Source organism: Streptomyces sp. NBC_00568, assembly GCF_026341855.1.
Classification (GTDB): Bacteria; Actinomycetota; Actinomycetes; order Streptomycetales; family Streptomycetaceae; genus Streptomyces.
In genome coordinates this window covers 6,894,041-6,912,626 of sequence record NZ_JAPENW010000001.1, presented here as the reverse complement: position 1 = coordinate 6,912,626, position 18,586 = coordinate 6,894,041, and the positions used below count along the sequence as shown (strand labels likewise).

Here is an 18,586-nt window from a genome sequence, read left to right as displayed (position 1 = left end):
ACCGGCCCCGCGCGTCTCCCTCTTGGATCGAGGCCGCGATGCGGGCGTCCGCTAGGCCTCGCCGAACCGGTCCCGCAGCTCCCGCTTCAGGATCTTGCCGCTGGCGTTGCGGGGCAGCTCGTCCACGAACAGGACGCGCTTGGGCGCCTTGAAGTGGGCGAGCTTCTCGCGTGCGTGGGCGATCAGTTCGTCCTCGGTGACCTCTCCGCGCGGGACGACGACCGCGGTGACGGCCTCGATCCAGCGCTCGTCGGGGAGTCCGACGACGGCCACCTCGGCGACCTGCTCGTGGGTGTACAGCGCGTCCTCCACCTGTCGTGAAGCGACCAGCACTCCGCCGGAGTTGATGACGTCCTTCACCCGGTCCACGACCGTGAAGTACCCGTGGGCGTCGCGCACGGCGAGGTCCCCCGAGTGGAACCAGCCGTCGCGGAACGCCTCGGCCGTCTCCTGCGGCTTGTCCCAGTAGCCCTCGCACAACTGCGGTGAGCGGTAGACGACTTCGCCGGGAGTGCCGTCGGGCACGTCCTTGCCGTCCTCGTCGACCACCCGCGCGTCCACGAACAGCACGGGGCGGCCGCACGAGTCCATCCGGCCCTTGTGCTCGTCGGGCCCGAGGACGGTGGCCAGGGGGCCGATCTCGCTCTGGCCGAAGCAGTTGTAGAAGGCCAGCTTCGGCAGCCGTTCGCGCAGTCGTTCCAGGACGGGGACCGGCATGATCGACGCCCCGTAGTAGGCCTTGCGCAGGCCGCTCAGGTCACGCTCGGCGAAGTCGGGGCGGTTCGACAGACCGATCCACACGGTGGGCGGCGCGAAGAGGCTGTCCGCGCGGCCCGCCTCGATGAGGTCGAAGAGCTGACCCGCGTCCGGCGAGTCGAGGATGGTGTTGGAAGCGCCGATCGCGAGATAGGGCAGCAGGAACACATGCATCTGCGCCGAGTGGTAGAGCGGCAGCGAATGGACCGGCAGGTCCCCGGCGCTCAGATCGAGGGCCGTGATCGCGCTCAGGTACTCGTGCACCAGGGCGCGGTGCGTCATCATCGCGCCCTTGGGCAGCGCGGTGGTGCCCGACGTGTAGAGGAGCTGCACGAGCGTGTCGCCGCGCGGCTCGGGACCGTCGTACGGGAGTGCCGTGTCCAGCCGCGCGAGGAGCGAGTCGTCGGCGTCGCGCAGCGGGAGGGACCGTACGCCGTCCGGGAGCCGGTCGGCGAGGTCGGGGTCGGCCAGCACGAGGGTGCTGCCCGACTGGCCGACGATGTAGGCGAGATCGTCGCCGGTCAGGTTCTGGTTGACCGGCACATGGACGAGTCCGGCGCGGGCGCAGGCGAGGAAGCCGATCAGGTAGGCGTCCGAGTTGTGGCCGTAGGCGCCGACGCGGTCGCCGGGGGCCAGCCCCTCGTCGAGGAGGACGGTCGCCGCGCGGGAGACGGCCTCGTCGAGTTCCGCGTACGTCCAGGAGCGCTCGCGGTAGTCGACCGCGCGCCGCGCGGGTGTGCGCCGTGCGCTGCGGCGCAGCACCCCGTCAACCGTACTGCCGTGTCCAGGCGTCATGTCACGTGATCCTCGGCCCATGGAACGGGGAGGTCAAGTCACCGCACGTCATACCGGCGGTACCGCACGGCGGGTGCGCCGGGGCCGGGGCAGGTCCCCGCGTCACATCGCCCGGGTGCGGCCCTCCCAGTAGGGGTCCCGCAGCCGCCGCTTGTACAGCTTTCCGTTGGGGTCGCGGGGCATGGACTCGATGAAGTCGACGCTCTTGGGCCGCTTGTACCCGGCGAGCCGGCGCTCGCAGTGGCCGAGGATGTCGGCGGCGAGCGCCGGACCGGCCTCGTGGCCCGGCGCGGCCTCGACCACCGCCTTGACCTCCTCGCCCCAGTCGTCGTGCGGGATGCCGAAGGCCGCCGCGTCGGCGACGGCCGGGTGGGTGAGCAGTGCCGCCTCGATCTCGGCCGGGTAGATGTTGACCCCGCCCGAGATGATCATGTCGATCTTGCGGTCACGGAGGAAGAGATAGCCGTCCTCGTCGAGAAGGCCCAGGTCGCCGACGGTGAAGAAGTCTCCGATGCGGTTCTTCCGGGTCTTGGTCTCGTCCTTGTGGTACGAGAATCCGCCGGTGCTCATCTTCATGTAGACGGTGCCGAGTTCACCGGGCGGCAGCCGGTTGCCGTCGTCGTCGAAGACCGCCAACTCACTGATCGGCCACGCCTTGCCGACGGTGCCGGGCTTGTTGAGCCAGTCCTCGGCGGTCGCGAAGGCTCCTCCCCCCTCGCTGGCCGCGTAGTACTCCTCGACGCTGTCGCCCCACCACTCGATCATGGCCCGTTTCACATGATCCGGGCACGGGGCCGCGCCATGGATGGCGTGCCGCATGGACGAGACGTCGTAGCGGGCCTTCACCTCGTCGGGGAGTGCCAGCAGCCGGTGGAACTGGGTCGGCACCATATGGGTGTGGGTGCACCTGTGTGCGTCGATGACACGCAGCATCTCCTCGGGCGTCCACTTGTCCATCAGCACCAGCCGGTGGCCGATGTGCAGGGACGCGCCCGCGAACTGGAGGACCGCGGTGTGATAGAGCGGCGAGCAGACGAGGTGCACGTTGTCGTCGAAGGGCCGGATGCCGAAGATGGCGAGGAAGCCGCCGAGGTACGACTCCTCGGGGAGCTTGCCGGGCAGCGGGCGCCGGATGCCGCGCGGGCGGCCGGTGGTGCCCGAGGTGTAGTTCATGACCCAGCCGAGGGTGCGGTCCTCGGGCGCGGAACCGGGCTGCCCGTCGAGGAGTTCGGCGTACGGCCGGAAGCCCTCGATCGCGCCGACGGCGTACCGCCGGTCCCCGGGGAGCTTCGCCTCGTCGGCGGCGTGCCGGGCCGCGTCGGCGAACCGTTCGTGGGCGATGAGGACCTTGGCGCCGGAGTCGGAGACGATCCAGGCGATCTCCGGGCCGACGAGGTGATGGTTCACGGGGACGAGGTAGAGACCGGCCTGCGAGGCGGCGAGGAAGGCGACGAGGAACTCGACGCCGTTGGGCAGCACGACCGCGAAGGAGTCGCCGCGCCGGAGGCCGGCGGCACGCAGTCCGTGGACGAGCCCGTTGGCGGCCGCGTGCAGCCGTCCCGCGGTCCACTCCTCCGCGTCGGGGGTGACGAGGACGACGCGCTCGGGGTCCGCGGCGGCCTGGGCCCAGAAGCCGTTCGGTGCGGTGCTCATCGGAACTCCTCCGTGGATACCCCGGCCTTCAGGCCGGGGTGGGGGTACCTCCCGCTTGCGGGGGAGAAACGGACTCCTGCGGGGCAGGGCAGGGGGTTGGGATTCGCCGTCAGGGCGGATCGCAGTGCTCTGACCGGCAGGTTCGATCCTTCGCTGACGTTGGCGCTAGTTTGTGGGCCGTGGCCACTTACGTGAAGCGGGCGTTCAAGTACCGCTTCCATCCCACCGATGCGCAGGCCGCCGAGCTGTCGCGCACGTTCGGATGCGTGCGGAAGGTCTACAACCTGGCGCTGGCCGCGCGTACGCAGGCGTGGACGCGGCAGGAGCGGGTGAACTACTACCAGACCTCGGCGATGTTGACGGTCTGGAAGAAGACCGGGGAACTGGCGTACCTGAACGAGGTGTCGTCGGTTCCGTTGCAGCAGGCTTTGCGGCACCTGCAGGTGGCGTTCACCAACTTCTTCGGCAAGCGGGCGAAGTACCCGAGGTTCAAGTCCCGGAAGAAGTCGCGGAAGTCCGCCGAGTACACCACCAGCGCGTTCCGTTTCCGGGACGGCCGGCTGACGCTCGCGAAGATGCGTGAGCCGCTGGACATCGTCTGGACCCGGCCCCTGCCCGCCGGCGTGTCCCCCTCGACGGTGACCGTCTCGCAGGACGCGGCCGGACGCTGGTTCATCTCGATGCTGTGCGACGACCCGTCCGTCCAGCCCCTGCCCGCCACGGACACGGCGGTCGGTATTGACGTCGGCCTGAACCACCTGCTGACCCTGTCGACCGGCGAGAAGATCACCAACCCGAGGCACGAGCGCCGCGACCGTGCCGCCCTCGCCAAAGCGCAGCGCCGACTGGCGAAGAAGGAGAAAGGCTCGGCGAACCGGGCCAAGGCCCGCCGCAAGGTCGCGAAGATCCATGCCAGGATCGCCGACCGCCGCCGTGACACCCTGCACAAGCTGACCACTCGACTCGTGCGTGAGAACCAAACGCTCGTGATCGAGGACCTGAGTGTCCGCAACATGGTCAAGAACCGGAGCCTGGCCCGCGCCGTCTCGGACGCCGGATGGGCGGACTTGCGGAGCATGCTGGAGTACAAGGCCCAGTGGTACGGACGGGAGGTGATCGCCGTCGACCGGTGGTTCCCCTCCTCCAAGCTGTGCTCCGCCTGCGGCACCCTCCGGGAGCGGATGCCGTTGCATGTCCGTACCTGGACGTGTGACTGCGGCACGACCCACGACCGGGACGTGAACGCGGCGAGGAACCTGCTGGCCGCCGGACTGGCGGTGACAGCCTGTGGAGCTGGCGTAAGACCTCAACGGAGCACTCCGGGCGGGCAGTCGGCGACGAAGCAGGAAACCCCACGGCGCGAGCCGTAGGAATCCCCCACCTTCAGGAGGGGGAGGAAGTCAAGCCTGTTCCTCCCTGCCCGCGATGCGGTTGATGCGGTCGACGGCGCGCTCGAAGCCCCGGGTCAGGTCGTCGAAGACCTCCTGGACGGCGCGTTCGCTGTTCATCCGGCCGACGATCTGCCCGACCGGTGTGCCGAGCAGGGGCTCCACCTCGTACTTCTGGATGCGGGAGACGGCGTCGGCGACCAGCAGCCCCTGGAGCGGCATGGGGAGCGTGCCGGGACCGTTCGGGTCGTCCCAGGCGTCGGTCCACTCGGTGCGCAACTGGCGTGCGGGCTTGCCGGTCAGGGCGCGCGAGCGGACGGTGTCGCCGGAGCCGGCGGCGAGCAGCTTGCGGGTGACGCCGGGCGAGTGCATGTCGGCCTCGGTGACGGTCAGCCAGATGGAGCCGAGCCACACCCCCTGGGCGCCGAGGCTGAGCGCGGCGGCCACCTGCTGTCCGCTGCCGATGCCGCCCGCGGCCAGCACGGGCAACGGGCCGACTGCGTCGACGACTTCGGGGGTGAGCACCATCGAGGCGATCTCCCCGGTGTGCCCGCCGGCCTCGTAGCCCTGCGCGACGACGATGTCGATGCCCGCCTCGGCGTGCTTGCGGGCGTGCCGGGCGCTGCCCGCGAGAGCCGCGACGAGCACCCCCTGGGCGTGGGCGCGTTCGACGACGTCGGCGGGCGGTGAGCCCAGCGCGTTGGCGAGCAGCTTGATCGGATAGTCGAAGGCGACGTCGAGCTGACCGCGGGCGACCTGTTCCATCCACCCGGTGATGCGCCAGCCGGACGCCTCTCCCTCGGCGAGTTCGGGTACGCCGTACTTGGCGAGGGTGTCCTTGACGTACTGCCGGTGCCCCTCCGGGATCATCGCCTCGACGTCCGCCTCGCTGACGCCCTCGACCTTCTTCGCGGGCATGACGACGTCGAGGCCGTAGGGCTTGCCGTCGACGTTCGCCTCGATCCAGTCGAGGTCGCGCTCGAGGTCGGTGGGGGCGGTGTAGCGGACCGCGCCGAGCACACCGAATCCGCCCGCGCGGCTGATGGCCGCGGCGACGGCGGGAAACGGCGTGAAGCCGAAAATGGCGTGCTCGACTCCCAGTTCCTTGCTCAGCTCCGTCTGCATGGCCGCAGGATGCCGCAGACGTCCGGACGAGGGAAGGCCTTTTCTGATACTCCGTCAGATCTCTGGAGGTCCGCCGGGGAGGTTGACACGCCTGCGCCTGACGGGAAAGTTTCACTCGGCACGGCAGACCCGGAAAGATACTTTCAGGCTACGTGAGCGGGAGGCTTCTCGATGACCGAAGGCGCGAAAGGCAGAGGGGGCGACGGGCTGACCCGCCGTCAATGGGGCAAGGGCTTACTGGCCGTGGGCGGAGCGCTGGCCATCGCGCCGTTCCCGGCCGGCCCCGCGGTGGCCTCGACAGGGGACGGCCGCCGGACCCTGCGGCACGGCACCCCCGGCCAGGCCGGACTGCTCGCCGGGCATCTGCGCCAACTGGTCGCGGACGCCGAGACATTCCTCGGCCCTTCCCCCCAGCACCCCTGGTACGCCGGTGCCGTCCTGCTCGCCGGGCGCGGCGGCACGGTGGCCCTGCACCAGCCGATCGGCATGGCCGTGCGCTACGCGGCGTACGACGAGAAGACCGACACCGGCGTGGAGTTCCCCGCCGACCGGCAGATCCCGGCGGCGAGGGACACCGTCTACGACCTCGCCTCCGTCTCCAAGCTGTTCACGTCGATCCTCGCCGTGCAGCAGATGGAGCGCGGGGCCCTGGACCTGGAGGCCGCCGTCGCCTCCTACCTCCCGGAGTTCGCGGGCGGCGGCAAGAAGGACATCACCGTCCGCCAACTGCTCACCCACACCTCCGGGTTCCGCTCCTGGATCCCTCTGTACAAAGCGCCGACCCACGAGGGCAAGCTCCAGCTCATCTGGGACGAGGTGCCCCTCCATCCGCCGGGCACCACGTACCTCTACTCCGACCTGAACCTGATCTCGCTCCAGCTGGTCCTGGAGCGGATCACCGGCCGGACCCTCGACACCCTCCTGCGCGACGAGATCACCGGTCCCCTCGGCATGGACCGCACCCGCTACAACCCGCCCGCCTCCTGGAAGCCCCGGATCGCCGCCACCGAGGACGCCCGGCTTCCCTGGTCGGGACTGGACCGCGGGCTCGTGTGGGGCGAGGTCCACGACGAGAACGCGTACTCCCTCGGCGGGGTCGCCGGTCACGCGGGGGTCTTCTCCTGCGCGTGGGACCTGGCCGTTCTCGGCCGTACCCTGCTGAACGGCGGCGCGTACGGCAGGGCACGCATCCTGGAACCGGAGACGGTGGACCTGATGTTCACCGACTTCAACACCGCCTTCCCGGGCGACGAGCACGGCCTCGGCTTCGAGCTCTACCAGCACTGGTACATGGGCGCGATGGCGACGCCGCGCACCGCCGGCCACACCGGCTTCACCGGCACCTCGCTCGTCCTCGACCCGACGACCGACTCCTTCCTGATCGTCCTCGGCAACTCCGTTCACCCCGTGCGCAATTGGCGATCCGGCTCCGCTCCCCGGGTCACCGCCGCGAACAACCTGGCGCGGGCCGTCGCGGTGCGTCCCGCGCGCGGCCGTACGTCCTGGTTCTCCGGGACCGCGAGCGCGACGACTGCGACGCTGACGCTGCCCGCGCTCGACACCAGCACCGGTCCCGCGCGCCTCGGCTGCGCACTCTGGTGGGACACCGAACCCCGGTCGGACCTCCTGTTCCTGGAGTCCTCCACCGACGGCGGAACGACCTGGCAGCCGGTCCCCTTCACCACCCGGCGACGCTCCGAGGACCCGCAGGACCATCCGGCGGGCACGGCCACCGGCTGGTCGGGGCGCGTATGGCACCGACTCGGCGCGGACCTGCCGAGCGCCGCGGGGCTCACGCTGCGCTGGCGGTACACGACCGACCGGCTGTACGTCGGCCGCGGCGCGTACGTCGACGCCCTGCGGGTCGAGACCGGCGACCGCGTCGTCTTCGACGAGTCACGGCCCGCGGACGCGGCGCGGATCGCGGCGGCGGGCTGGGAGCCGTCCAAGGACTGATCCCGGGGCCGCGGGGGCGGCGGCCGGTCGAGCCCGACGCGTCCGGGTCGGGCTCGACCGCCCTCCCCGACGGCACCTCGCCCCCGGCCTCATCGCCCTCGCTCCCGGGATCGCTCTCTGAGCGGGCGGAGCGTGCCGTGGATAGCGCAATCCATGCCAGACCACAAAGCCTCACCCAATTCGGGATTCCTTGACCGAGATTGGCGCAAGCCTTCCGAAAAGCCTCTGTAAGAAAACGATTCAGGAGTGACTTCCGGTGGCTTCTGGATCTTCGCGGTGGTAGATTATTGCGTCGTCGACCTCATTTGAAATGGAGCGGAATTGAACATCCGACGGGCTATTTCAACTTCCGCGGTCCCGCTGGCGGCCGCGATCGCGCTGATCATCCCGACGGCGGGTGCCGCATCGGCGACCGCCAGCACCGGTTGCAATGCCAGCGGGCCTCACAACGGGTGTATTCGCCTGTTCTACAACAGCAACAGGGCGGGTTCGAGCACCTATTTCGACGCAAACGTCTCGGACCTGGCGGGGTACACCTTCCTCACCTCGGGGACCGGCAAGGGCAACGCGGTGAAGAACAACGCCGCAAGCGCCCTGAACGACAGTCCGAGCATGGTCACCATCTATTACAACAGCGGCTATGTCGGGGCCTGTGACACCCTGTCGGCATATGCGATATCGGACCAGCTGCACTACACGTACAACAACGACGCATCCTTCCGTTGGGATTACACCAGGAGCGATTGCTACGACTTCTGACGGAAAGCCCTGGCCGCATGCGGCCAGGGCTTTTTTTCTGCAAGGAGACACATGAAAAGGGCTCACGCTCTCATCGGTGCGGCGTTGTCGGGCACGCTGCTCGTCAGCGCCTGTTCCGAGAGTGATGGCGGGATCGCCAAGGGTGATGCGCGCAGCGCTCCCACGTCACGTGAGGTCACAGCGGGGGACCACGGAGATGACGTCAAAGACTTCACTCACGCTCTCCCCATCGCGACATATGAATACAGCCCCGACCAGGAGCGCCTGATAGCGAGGGCGAAGGATGCCCTTACTCGTGGTTGCATGCAGCGATTCGACCTGGGTTACCACCCGGCAGATGCCGATATCACGGACACCTCAACTCCGCCCGATCGCCGTTACGGAATTTCCGACCCGAACGAAGCGGAAAGGTACGGTTATCACCTGGCTCCCTCTCGTCAGACCGTGCCGGTGCCCTCCACCGACCCGTCCTACCCAGTCCTCTACGGTGCGGTATCCACTTTCGACGGAAAGGAGGTGCCGAAGGGAGGATGTCGCGCCGAGGCGGTCCACACATGGGAGAAGCAGCGACCCACCACCAAGTCGGCGGACGTGGCGCGTGAAATCGCAGTCAATGGATTCCGTAAGTCGTTGTCCGACCCGTCGGTTCTCAAAGTCACGAAGCAGTGGGCCTCCTGCATGAAAGCGGAAGGGTTCTCCTACTCTTCACCCCTGACACCTCCACGCGACTTCGACCTGGATACACCTGCCGTGTCCGAAGAAGAGCGAAAAGTCGCAGTGGCGGACCTTTCGTGCAAGAAGCAGACGAACCTGCTGAATCTTTGGTTCGACGCCGAGTCACGCATTCAGCGAGCGGACATCAAGGCGAACAAAGGGAGCCTTGCCCAACTTTCTGCGGAGCATGGCAAGGTGGCGGAATTCGCACGGTCGACCGGTTCGGCGCCGTCGAAGGCGTCACAGTCGGACGGTGGTTGATTCGGCACCGCCGACAGCGAGGCGAGCCGGTTCACGGGTGGACGGGTCCGTCGGCGCGGCGACCAGCGGGACCCGGTCCTCCATCGGCAGGCTCCAGGGCCGGCCCCTGCGGACCGGGTCCGCGGCCTCACACCGCAACGCGACGAACAGCCCGCCGAACTGACGCGGACTCACCCCGGTGAACGGGGCCTTTCCAGGACGAATCCGACTCCGCGATCACATCAGCCACACCAAGTTCGTCTCACCGCGACCAGCAGATGCGGGACAAGCCTCAGCGTCCCTGGCCCAGTGACTCCAGCACGGCCTTCGCGGCGTTGTGCCCCGGCACCCCGCTCACCCCGCCGCCGCGCACCGCGCCCGCCCCGCACAGCATCACGTTCGCGTGCCGGGTCTCGACGCCCCATCGCCCCGTGCCCTCCTGCGCGTACGGGAAGGCGAGGTCGCGGTGGAAGATGTTGCCGCCCGGCAGCCGCAGATCGCGCTCCAGGTCCAGCGGGGTCTTCGCCTCGATGCACGGCCGCCCGTCCGCGTCGGTGGCCAGACAGTCGGCGAGCGGCTCGGCGAGGTGCGCCTCCAGCTGCGCCAGTGTCGACTTCAGCAGCTCCTCCCGCACGGCGTCGTTGTCCCGCTCGAAGAGCCGGGCCGGCGTGTGGAGGCCGAAGAGCGTGAGGGTCTGGTACCCCTGCTCGACCAGGTCCCGGCCGAGGATGCTCGGGTCGGTGAGCGAGTGGCAGTAGATCTCCGAGGGGGGCGCCGCGGGCAGCTCACCGGACGCGGCCTGCGCGTGGGCGGTCGCCAACTGCTCGTAGCCCTCGGCGATGTGGAAGGTCCCGGAGAACGCCTCGCGCGGGTCCACGGAGGTGTCCCGGAGCCTCGGCAGCCGCTTGAGCAGCATGTTCACCTTGAGCTGGGCACCCTCGGCGGGGGTGGGCGGCTCGTCTCCGGTGAGGTGCGCGAGCTCCTGCGGCGAGGCGTTCACCAGAACGTGCCGGGCCGCGACGACGCCCTCGCCGTCGGCCGTCCGGTAGGTGACCTCGGCGGACTCGCCGTCCGTGTCGATCCGCAGCACCTCGTGTCCCGTGGCGATCACCGCGCCCGCGGTGCGCGCCGCGGAGGCGATCGCGTCGGTGAGGGCGCCCATCCCGCCGACCGGCACGTCCCAGTCTCCGGTGCCGCCGCCGATCACGTGGTAGAGGAAGCAGCGGTTCTGCCGCAGGGACGGGTCGTGGGCGTCGGCGAAGGTGCCGATCAGCGCGTCGGTGAGGACGACACCGCGTACGAGGTCGTCGCTGAAGTACTCCTCGACGGCCGCGCCGACCGGCTCCTCGAAGAGGATCCGCCAGGCCTCCTCGTCGTCGACGCGCGCCCTCAGCTCCTCGCGGGTGGGCAGCGGCTCGGTGAGCGTCGGGAACACGTTCTTCGCGACGCGGCCGGTCATCCCGTAGAAGCGCTGCCATGCCTCGTACTCGCGGTCCGAACCGGTCAGCCGGGCGAACGCCTCGCGGGTGCGCCGCTCGCCGCCGCCGACGAGCAGCCCGGTGGGCCGTCCGTCGCGCTCGACGGGGGTGTACGAGGAGACCGTGCGGCCGCGGACCCGGAAGTCGAGACCCAGGTCCCGCACGATCTTCCGGGGCAGCAGGCTCACCAGGTACGAGTAGCGCGACAGACGCGCGTCGACTCCGGCGAACGGCCTGGTGGAGACGGCGGCGCCGCCGGTGTTCCCCAGTCGCTCCAGCACCAGCACGGACCGCCCGGCCCGAGCCAGGTAGGCGGCGGCGACCAGTCCGTTGTGGCCTCCGCCGACGATCACGGCGTCATATTCCTCGTGTGCAGGCATGGTTCTTCGTAGCACGTGATGATCTACGTCGGCCAGGGGTGCGCGGCAAGCGGCGGGCGGCCGTACGAGGGGGCAGGAACATCTCGGACTCGGCGCTCATCGCCTGGCGGGAACCAGGGTCAGCGGCCTCCGGCGGCCCGCTGCTGCCGCAGCGCGGCCACTCTCCGGTACAGCTCCACCGCCTCCTGCCCGTGCCCCAGCTGCTCCAGGCAGTGCGCTTCGTCGTTGCGGCTGGCGAGAGTGTCGGGATGGTCGGCGCCGAGCACGCGCTCGCGGGCGGCGGCGACGCGCCGGTACTCGGTGAGGGCGTCGGCCCAGCGGCCGAGCCAGCCGAGCCCGACGGCCACCTCGCGGCGGCTGACGAGGGTGTCGGGGTGGTCGGCGCCGAGCACGCGCTCGCGGATGGCGCACACGTCACGGGACTCGGCGAGGGCCTCCTCCCAGCGGCCGAGGCGGCCGAGGTTCACGCCGAGCCCGTGCCGGGCGCGCAGCGTCTCGGCATGGGTGGCCCCTTGTGCCCGGGTGCGGTCGTCGACGAGGGAGCGGTACAGCTCCAGCGCCTGCGCGCTGCGGCCGAGCCGGCCGAGGCTGATGCCCACCTCGTAACGGGCGGCGAGTGTGTCCGGATGGTCCGGGCCCAGGGCCTGCGCACGGGCCGCGGCCACTTCCTGGTAGGTGTGCAGCGCCTCCGGCCAGCGCCCCAACTGGCCGAGCGCGTAGGCCACTTCGTAGCGGGTCACGAGTGTGTCGGGGTGGGCCGGGCCGAGCACCCGGGCGCGGGCGGCGGCGACCTCGCTCGCCATGCGGTACGAGTCCTCCAGGCGCCCCAGCCGGCTGAGGTTGAAGGCGAGGTTGTGGCGGCAGCGCAGCGTGTCGGGGTGGTCGGGGCCCATCGCGCGCTCCCGGACGGCGAGCACCGCGCCGTAGGCCTGGTGCGCCTCGAAGTGGCGGCCCAACTGCCCGAGCACATAGGCCATTTCCTGCCGGGCAGCCAGGGTCTCGGGGTGTTCGGCGCCGAGCACCCGCTCCCTGACCAGGGCGACCCGGGCGTACTCGCGCAGCGCCTCGGCGGGGCGTCCGGTGCGGCTGAGGGTGAAGCCGACCTCGTAGCGGCTGGCGAGGGTGTCCGGGTGGTCGGGCCCGAGCAGATGCTCCCGTTCGGCGGCCACCGAGCGGTGCACCTCCCCCGCCTCGGTCCACCGGCCGAGCCGCCCGAGGCTCAGCCCGGCGTTGTGCCGCCCCGCCAGGGTGGAGAGCAACTCGGGTGCGGGGGCGGGCCGTTCGCTGCGGCCCGGCCGGGACGTCACGGCTGTGGAAGGGCGGGCGATCCACTCCCCTGTCAGACCGGCGGACGCGTCCGGCGGGGTGACACGCAGTCCCGCGCCGGTGGCTTTGTGGCCGGTGGTCATGCCCTGCGTCCAGGACGGCAGCCGGGGTTCCCGGGAGGGCGACCGCTCGGGGCGGGACGTGCCCCGGGGCACCGGGGGCCGCCCACCAGCGGCGGGGTGCGGCGGAGCCGGGGTGACGACCGTCGGCACGTACATCGGTGTGGTGCGCCCTGCGCTGATGCGGCGGCCGAGTTCACGGGCGTCCTGCGGGCGCTGCTCGGGCCGCTTGGCGAGCAGGTCGAGGATGATCCGCTCCAGGTACTCGGGGAGTTCGGCGCGGTGGCTGCGCGGCGGCTCGGGCACGGTGTCGCGGTGGCCGACGAGGACGGCCCACGCGTCGTCGAGGTCGAACGGCGGTGCCCCGGTGGCGATCTCGTAGAGCACGCACCCGAAGGAGTACAGGTCGCTGCGCTGGTCGACCTCCGTGCCGCCGATCTGTTCCGGTGACATGTAGTGCGGGGTGCCCATCGCGATGCCGGTGCCGGTGAGTCGTGAGGTGAATCCGATGTCGTGGCCGAGGCGGGCGATGCCGAAGTCGCAGATCTTCACGGTGCCGTCGGTCAGCCGCATGATGTTCGCGGGCTTCAAGTCGCGGTGCACGATGCCCTGTTGGTGGGTGTAGGCGAGGGCGGCGGTCACCTGGTCGGCTATGTCGACGACCAGGGCGACGGCGAGCGGATGGTTCTTGTTCTCCTCCAGGAGCTGGCCGAGGTTGCTTCCCTCCAGCAGTTCCATCACGAGGTACAGCACACCGTCGGACTCGCCGAAGTCGTGGACGACGGTCACCCCGCGGTGCTGAAGGGCCGCGGCGACCCGGGCCTCACGCCGGAACCGCTCGCGCAGGACGCGGGTGAAGGACTGGTCGTGGTGCGGGCCGAGCGGCTTGAGGCACTTGACGGCCACGTGGCGGCCCAGCGATTCGTCCCGCGCCCGCCACACCTCGCCCATGCCACCACGCCCGATCAGGTCGAGCAGCCGGTAACGGCCCTGGATCAGCCTGCTCTCCGCCATCTGGTGTGATCGCCCCCGTCACTGCTCAGCCTCGAGCCCTCCCCCGGCCCGTCCAGTATGACGAGCTATCTTCCGACTTTGTACGGCGCCGGGCGCGAGCCGGGGCCGAGCCGTGACATGGCCGAGAGAATGTGTTTGGGCGGGAGTTGCCAGCGCAGCCGCGCGGGGACACAGCGCAGCGTGGTGCCCGTGACGCGTAGACCCCGGGTCACCGCGGCCGGCGGCGGCACCGGCCTGCCGTACAACGCGTGGGCGTACGGCGGCAGAGCGGCGTACGCGAGCCTGGCCACGCGCCGCCACAGCAGTGCGCGCGCCGGTACGAGCAGCGGGTGGACCGGCGGACGCGAGAGGAAGTCGTCCACGTCGCGGGCCTCGGGTCCCGCGGCGAGTTCGGGGAGCACCTGCTCGAAGTACGCGGCCAGTTCGGCCCGGTCCGCCGGCACCCGGTCCGGGTCGAGCCCCACCAGCCGTGCGCCGACCCGGTGTTCCCCGATGTAGCGGTCGGCCTGCGCGTCCGTGAGGCGGAAGCCGGAGCGCCGCAGGATGTGCAGATAGGAGTCGATCTCCGCGCAGTGCACCCACAGCAGCAGTTCGGGCTCGTCGACCCCGTAGCGCTCGCCGGTGTCCGGGTCGGTGGCGGTGAGCATGCGGTGGATCTTCCGCACCCGGGCCCCCGCCCGCTCCGCCGCCTCGGTGGTCCCGTACGTCGTCGTTCCGACGAAGTCCGCGGTGCGCATCAGCCGGCCCCAGGCGTCGTTCCGGAAGTCGGAATTCTGCATGACGCCGCGTACGGCGCGCGGGTGGAGGGCCTGAAGGTAGAGCGCGCGGATCCCGGCGACCCACATCATCGGGTCGCCGTGCATCTGCCAGGTGACCGAGCCGGGGCCGAACAGCCCGGGGTCACGGTCTCCGGTGGGGTCCACTCCGTCAGGTGTGCCCAGGATCCACAGCCGGCACACGTGGCGGGGCGTCGCCGCGTAGCGTCATGCAACCGCGAACCTCCGGACGCCGTCGACACGCTGACCTGCCAGTCGCCCCAGGCGGCCTACGCCGCACAGGCGGCAGCCGAACCCGCGGCCTTGTCCGTCAGCGTTCCCCTTCGGCGAGCACTTCGCCGAGCGGAATGGGCGGGGACGGGTGCCATTCGCGGTCAGCCGACGGGCCCGGGTGCGGCACCACGAAGCGATGCCTGCCACATTCGATCTCCCTGGGTTCGAGACCCGGCAGGACGACTGTCGCGACCGACCCGGTCGGCACGGTGACGTCGACGCGGAGTTCACCCTCGGCTCGCTCCCACGCGACCTCGGCCAGGCCGTAGGGAGTGCGGTGCGCCGTGCGTGCCCACGAGATCCGTCCCCCGGGTCGCGGCTCGATCCGCAGCGACCGGTACCCCGGCGAGCCGGGCCCGAGCCCGGCGACCACCCGGTGCATCCAGTCGCCCACCGCGCCCAGGGCGTAGTGGTTGAACGAGGTCATCTCTCCGGGGTTGACCGAACCGTCGGGGAGCATGGAGTCCCAGCGCTCCCAGATCGTGGTGGCCCCCATCGTCACCGGATACAGCCAGGAGGGGCACTCGGTCTGGAGCAGCATCTGGTACGCGTCGTCGATGGCTCCCGCGGACGTGAGGGCGTCGCAGATCACCGGCGTACCGAGGAAGCCGGTGGCGACCTTGTGGCCCTTCTCCCGCACCAGCCGGACCAGTTGCCGTGCCGCCCGCTCGCGTTGTCCGGCGTCGGGCAGCAAGGCGAACTCGAGTGCCAGGGCATAACCGGTCTGCCCGGAGTCGGCGATCCGGCCCCCCTGTGTCACGTACTCGTCGTGGAACGCCTGCCGGACCCCGTTGGCGAGCTCGCCGTACTTGGCCGCGTCCGCTTCCTCGCCGATCACCGCGGCGATCCGGGACAGCAGGCCGGCGACGTGCGCGCGGTAGGCGGTGGCCACCAGGTGCGCGTCGGTCTCGGCCTGCCAGGGCGCGTCCGCAGGTGCCGCCGGGTCGAGCCAGTCGCCGAGCTGCAACGCCGGCTTGTCGAAAAGGCCGGCCGGTCCCAACGACGCGGTCACGCCGTCGACCCAGGCCCGCATGCTCGGGTACTGGCGGCGGAGCAGCCCCGCATCGCCGAACCGCTGGTGGAGCACCCAGGGGACGATCACCGCGGCGTCACTCCAGCCGGCTGTCGGAGCCGGCTCCGCGAACGGGCCCGGGAAGTCGATCCGCGGCACGAACAGCGGGACGACGCCCTCCGCTGTCTGGTCCGCGGCGAGATCGGCCAGCCAGGAGGTGAGCAGGCCGGCGCAGTCGAAGAGGTAGGCGGCCGTGGGCGCGAAGACCTGGATGTCACCGGTCCAGCCCAGGCGCTCGTCGCGTTGCGGACAGTCGGTGGGGACGTCGACGAAGTTGCCGCGCATCCCCCACACGACGTTCTCGTGCAGACGGTTGAGCAAAGGGTCGGAGCACTCGAACCAGCCGGTCCGGCGCATGTCCGAGTGGTAGACGACCGCCGTCATCTCGAGTTCGTCGTAGTCACCGCTCACCTCGGCGTAGCGAAACCCGTGAACGGTGAAGGACGGCTCCCAGCGCTCGCCGCCGGCGTCCCCGGCGAGCACGTACCGGTCCGTGGCCGTGGCCGTGCGCAGAGGTCGCACTCCGAGCTCGCCGCTCTCGAGCACCTCGGCATGGCGCATGGTGACGGTCGCGCCGCGGCGGCCGCGCACCCGGATGCGGAGTCGTCCGACCAGGTTCTGGCCGAAGTCGAGGACGGTCCGGCCCGAGGGAGTGGTGATCGTGTCGACCGGCACGCGCTCCTCGACCGCCCGGACGGGCGGTCCCGACGGAGCCACGAGGGTGGCGAGGTCGCGTTCGCCGCGGTGCACACCGCCCCACTCCTGGTCGTCGAATCCGGGAGACGACCAGCCGGGGAGCGCCATCGTCGCGTCGTAGGTCTCGCCCTCGTAGAGATCCGCGGACCTGATCGGCCCGGTCGAGGAGTGCCAGCTCTCGTCGGTGGGGATGACCTGGCGCCGGCCGTCGGCGTAGTCGATCTCGAGCTGGGCGAGCAGACCCAGCGAGCTGCCGTAGGTGTCGCGCCATCCGGGCACGAACCCGACCCGACCTCGCCACCAGCCGTCGGCGACCTGCACTCCGATCGCGTTCTCACCGGCGCGCACCTGCCCGGTGATGTCGTACGTCTGGTAGCGCAGCCGATGGTGGTAGCTGGTCCACCCCGGGGCGAGGGCGTCGTCGCCGACCCGCTCGCCGTTGAGTTCGGCCACATAGAGCCCGTGCGCCGTGATGTAGAGGCGGGCGCGGGCGATCTCGCCGTCGGCGACGAAGGAGCGTCGCAGGAGTGCCGCCGGCCCCCGCTCGTCCCCGGCCGGCTCGATCAGCGTGGCCTTCCAGTCGTCGGCGATGAGACCGCGTTCCACGCCGACCGGGTCGCTCCAGTCGGATACCTCGCCGTCGGTGCCGATGACACGGACCCGGACCTCGCGTGCTTCGCGGGACGCCAGCGGCCTCGCGGGCCACGGCACCAGCACGGAGTCGGCCGAGTCGACGTGGAAGAACTCTTCGCCGATGGTCAGCTCGTAGGCGGCCTGTCGTCGGCCCTGCTGCTGACTCGCGACCTGCCAGGAGAGCCGCGGGCGGTCCTCCCCGATGCCGAGCGGATCGTCGCGGTGTTCGAAGCGGACGGCGGAAACCTCATCCACGGCGCAGCCTCGCGACCAGGTCACCGTAGAGGCCCGCGCTCGGCTTCGGTGTGCGCTCGAAGGTGACGGGGTCGAAGCTGTGCAGCCCGAGCTTGGGCCCGAAGCCGAAGATCCACTCGAAGTTGTCCACAAGAGTCCAGTGGAAGTAGCCGAGCACCGGGACGCCGGCGTCCATCGCCTGCTGCAGACCTGCCAGCGACGGCTCGATGAAACCGGCGCGCTTCGTGTCGTCGTCCGCCTGCATGCCGTGCTCGGTGACCAGGACCGGCACGCCGCTCACCGCGTGGGCGTACCGCGCGCAGCTGCCGAGCGACGCCGGGTCGGTGCGGTTCATCACCCCGCCCTCCGCGGGTGTGCCGTCGAGGTTCACCGCACGCGTCGCGTCGTAATAGTGCCGCTCGTAGTTCTGGACGCCGATGAAGTCGTCCTCGCGGGCGAGCTCGAGCCAGGGCTGGTAGACCTCGGCGCGCTTGCGGTCCCGCAGGGTGGGATCCGGGCCGTGGACGAGGTCGTCCACGATCGCGATCGACAGGCCGACGGGAAGATCCGCGCGACGCGCCTTGATCGCCGCGCGAGCCGCACGGTGCCCGGCGGCCTGGCCGGCGAGCAGGGCGCCGGACTCCTCGGCGAGCGTGATGTTGGTGAGGCGGTAGCGCTCGACGCCGGTCGCCCGGGTGCAGGCCTCCAGCGTCTCCCGCTCGAGGTCACGGACGAAGTCGGGCAGCCCGGCCCAGGCCAGCATCGGCGGCAGGTTGGGTTCGTTCATCGTCACCGCCACCGCGATCCGGTCACCGAAGGCCGTCATGATCCGGTCGCAGAAGCGCGCGAATCGTTCCGGGGCTTCGGCGTCCAGCCATCCGCCGCGCGCGGCGAACCAGTGCGGGGCGACGAAGTGGTGGAACGTGACGACCGGCGCCAGACCCCGCTCGACGCAGTGGTCGACGATCGCCTCGTAGTGGGCCAGCGCGGCGGCGGAGAACTCGCCTTCGACGGGCTCGGCGCGCGCCCACTCGACGGAGAAGCGGTAGGCGTCGAGGTTCATGGCGGCGGCCAGGTCGACATCCTCGCGCCAGCGTTCCCAACCGTTGCACGCCTTGCCCGAGCGCTCTTTGAAGACGGTCGGTGTCACGTTCTCGGCGAACCAGCAGTCACTGGTCATGTTGTCGCCCTCGGTCTGGTGGCCGGCACTGGCCACTCCCCAGAGGAAGCCGTCGGGGAACTGGTGCATGGGATCTCCC

12 protein-coding genes are annotated in these 18,586 nt (G+C 70.5%); 4 read left to right on the top strand and 8 right to left on the bottom strand.

Annotation, left to right across the window (positions count from 1 at the left end; translation table 11 throughout):
- Positions 1-51 precede the first annotated feature (51 nt).
- Positions 52-1,551, bottom strand: coding sequence for an acyl-CoA synthetase (locus OOK38_RS30085; protein ID WP_266755417.1), 1,500 nt, complete (start codon positions 1,549-1,551; stop codon positions 52-54).
- A gap of 102 nt (positions 1,552-1,653) precedes the next feature.
- Entirely contained in the window at positions 1,654-3,204 is a 1,551-nt protein-coding gene (locus tag OOK38_RS30080; RefSeq protein ID WP_266848982.1) for an acyl-CoA synthetase, read from the bottom strand.
- Positions 3,205-3,383: 179 nt separating this feature from the next.
- On the opposite strand from OOK38_RS30080, the gene OOK38_RS30075 reads away from it, so the two are divergent.
- Positions 3,384-4,574, top strand: a complete 1,191-nt coding sequence (locus tag OOK38_RS30075) for an RNA-guided endonuclease TnpB family protein (RefSeq protein WP_266848981.1) — start codon at positions 3,384-3,386, stop codon at positions 4,572-4,574.
- Positions 4,575-4,604: 30 nt separating this feature from the next.
- Here OOK38_RS30075 and OOK38_RS30070 read toward each other — a convergent pair whose 3' ends face one another.
- On the bottom strand, positions 4,605-5,717 hold the full coding sequence (locus tag OOK38_RS30070; protein ID WP_266755422.1) for a nitronate monooxygenase family protein: 1,113 nt from the start codon (positions 5,715-5,717) through the stop codon (positions 4,605-4,607).
- A gap of 171 nt (positions 5,718-5,888) precedes the next feature.
- Here OOK38_RS30070 and OOK38_RS30065 point away from each other — a divergent pair, with 171 nt between their 5' ends.
- The 3 genes from OOK38_RS30065 to OOK38_RS30055 all read left to right on the top strand — a co-directional run bounded on the left by OOK38_RS30065 (position 5,889) and on the right by OOK38_RS30055 (position 9,407).
- A complete protein-coding gene (locus tag OOK38_RS30065; protein ID WP_266755424.1) occupies positions 5,889-7,673 on the top strand; it encodes a serine hydrolase in 1,785 nt (594 codons plus the stop codon).
- A gap of 321 nt (positions 7,674-7,994) precedes the next feature.
- Positions 7,995-8,432 carry a peptidase inhibitor family I36 protein gene (locus tag OOK38_RS30060; RefSeq protein ID WP_266755426.1) on the top strand — a complete coding sequence of 146 codons (438 nt, stop codon included), beginning with the start codon at positions 7,995-7,997 and terminating at the stop codon, positions 8,430-8,432.
- Between the two features lie 51 nt (positions 8,433-8,483).
- On the top strand, positions 8,484-9,407 hold the full coding sequence (locus OOK38_RS30055) for a hypothetical protein (RefSeq protein ID WP_266848979.1): 924 nt from the start codon (positions 8,484-8,486) through the stop codon (positions 9,405-9,407).
- A 271-nt stretch (positions 9,408-9,678) separates the two neighbouring features.
- On the opposite strand, the gene OOK38_RS30050 is transcribed toward OOK38_RS30055, so the two are convergent.
- The 5 genes from OOK38_RS30050 to OOK38_RS30030 form a co-directional block, all read right to left on the bottom strand.
- On the bottom strand, positions 9,679-11,244 hold the full coding sequence (locus OOK38_RS30050) for an NAD(P)/FAD-dependent oxidoreductase (protein ID WP_266755429.1): 1,566 nt from the start codon (positions 11,242-11,244) through the stop codon (positions 9,679-9,681).
- A gap of 119 nt (positions 11,245-11,363) precedes the next feature.
- A complete protein-coding gene (locus tag OOK38_RS30045; RefSeq protein WP_266848977.1) occupies positions 11,364-13,643 on the bottom strand; it encodes a serine/threonine-protein kinase in 2,280 nt (759 codons plus the stop codon).
- Between the two features lie 65 nt (positions 13,644-13,708).
- Complete coding sequence (locus OOK38_RS30040) at positions 13,709-14,506, bottom strand: oxygenase MpaB family protein (protein WP_266849388.1); 798 nt, start codon at positions 14,504-14,506, stop codon at positions 13,709-13,711.
- A gap of 223 nt (positions 14,507-14,729) precedes the next feature.
- Positions 14,730-17,348 carry a glycoside hydrolase family 78 protein gene (locus OOK38_RS30035; RefSeq protein WP_266755433.1) on the bottom strand — a complete coding sequence of 873 codons (2,619 nt, stop codon included), beginning with the start codon at positions 17,346-17,348 and terminating at the stop codon, positions 14,730-14,732.
- Positions 17,341-18,576, bottom strand: coding sequence for a family 1 glycosylhydrolase (locus OOK38_RS30030; RefSeq protein ID WP_266848975.1), 1,236 nt, complete (start codon positions 18,574-18,576; stop codon positions 17,341-17,343). The genes OOK38_RS30035 and OOK38_RS30030 overlap by 8 nt, the downstream gene beginning before the upstream one ends.
- Positions 18,577-18,586: the final 10 nt, after the last annotated feature.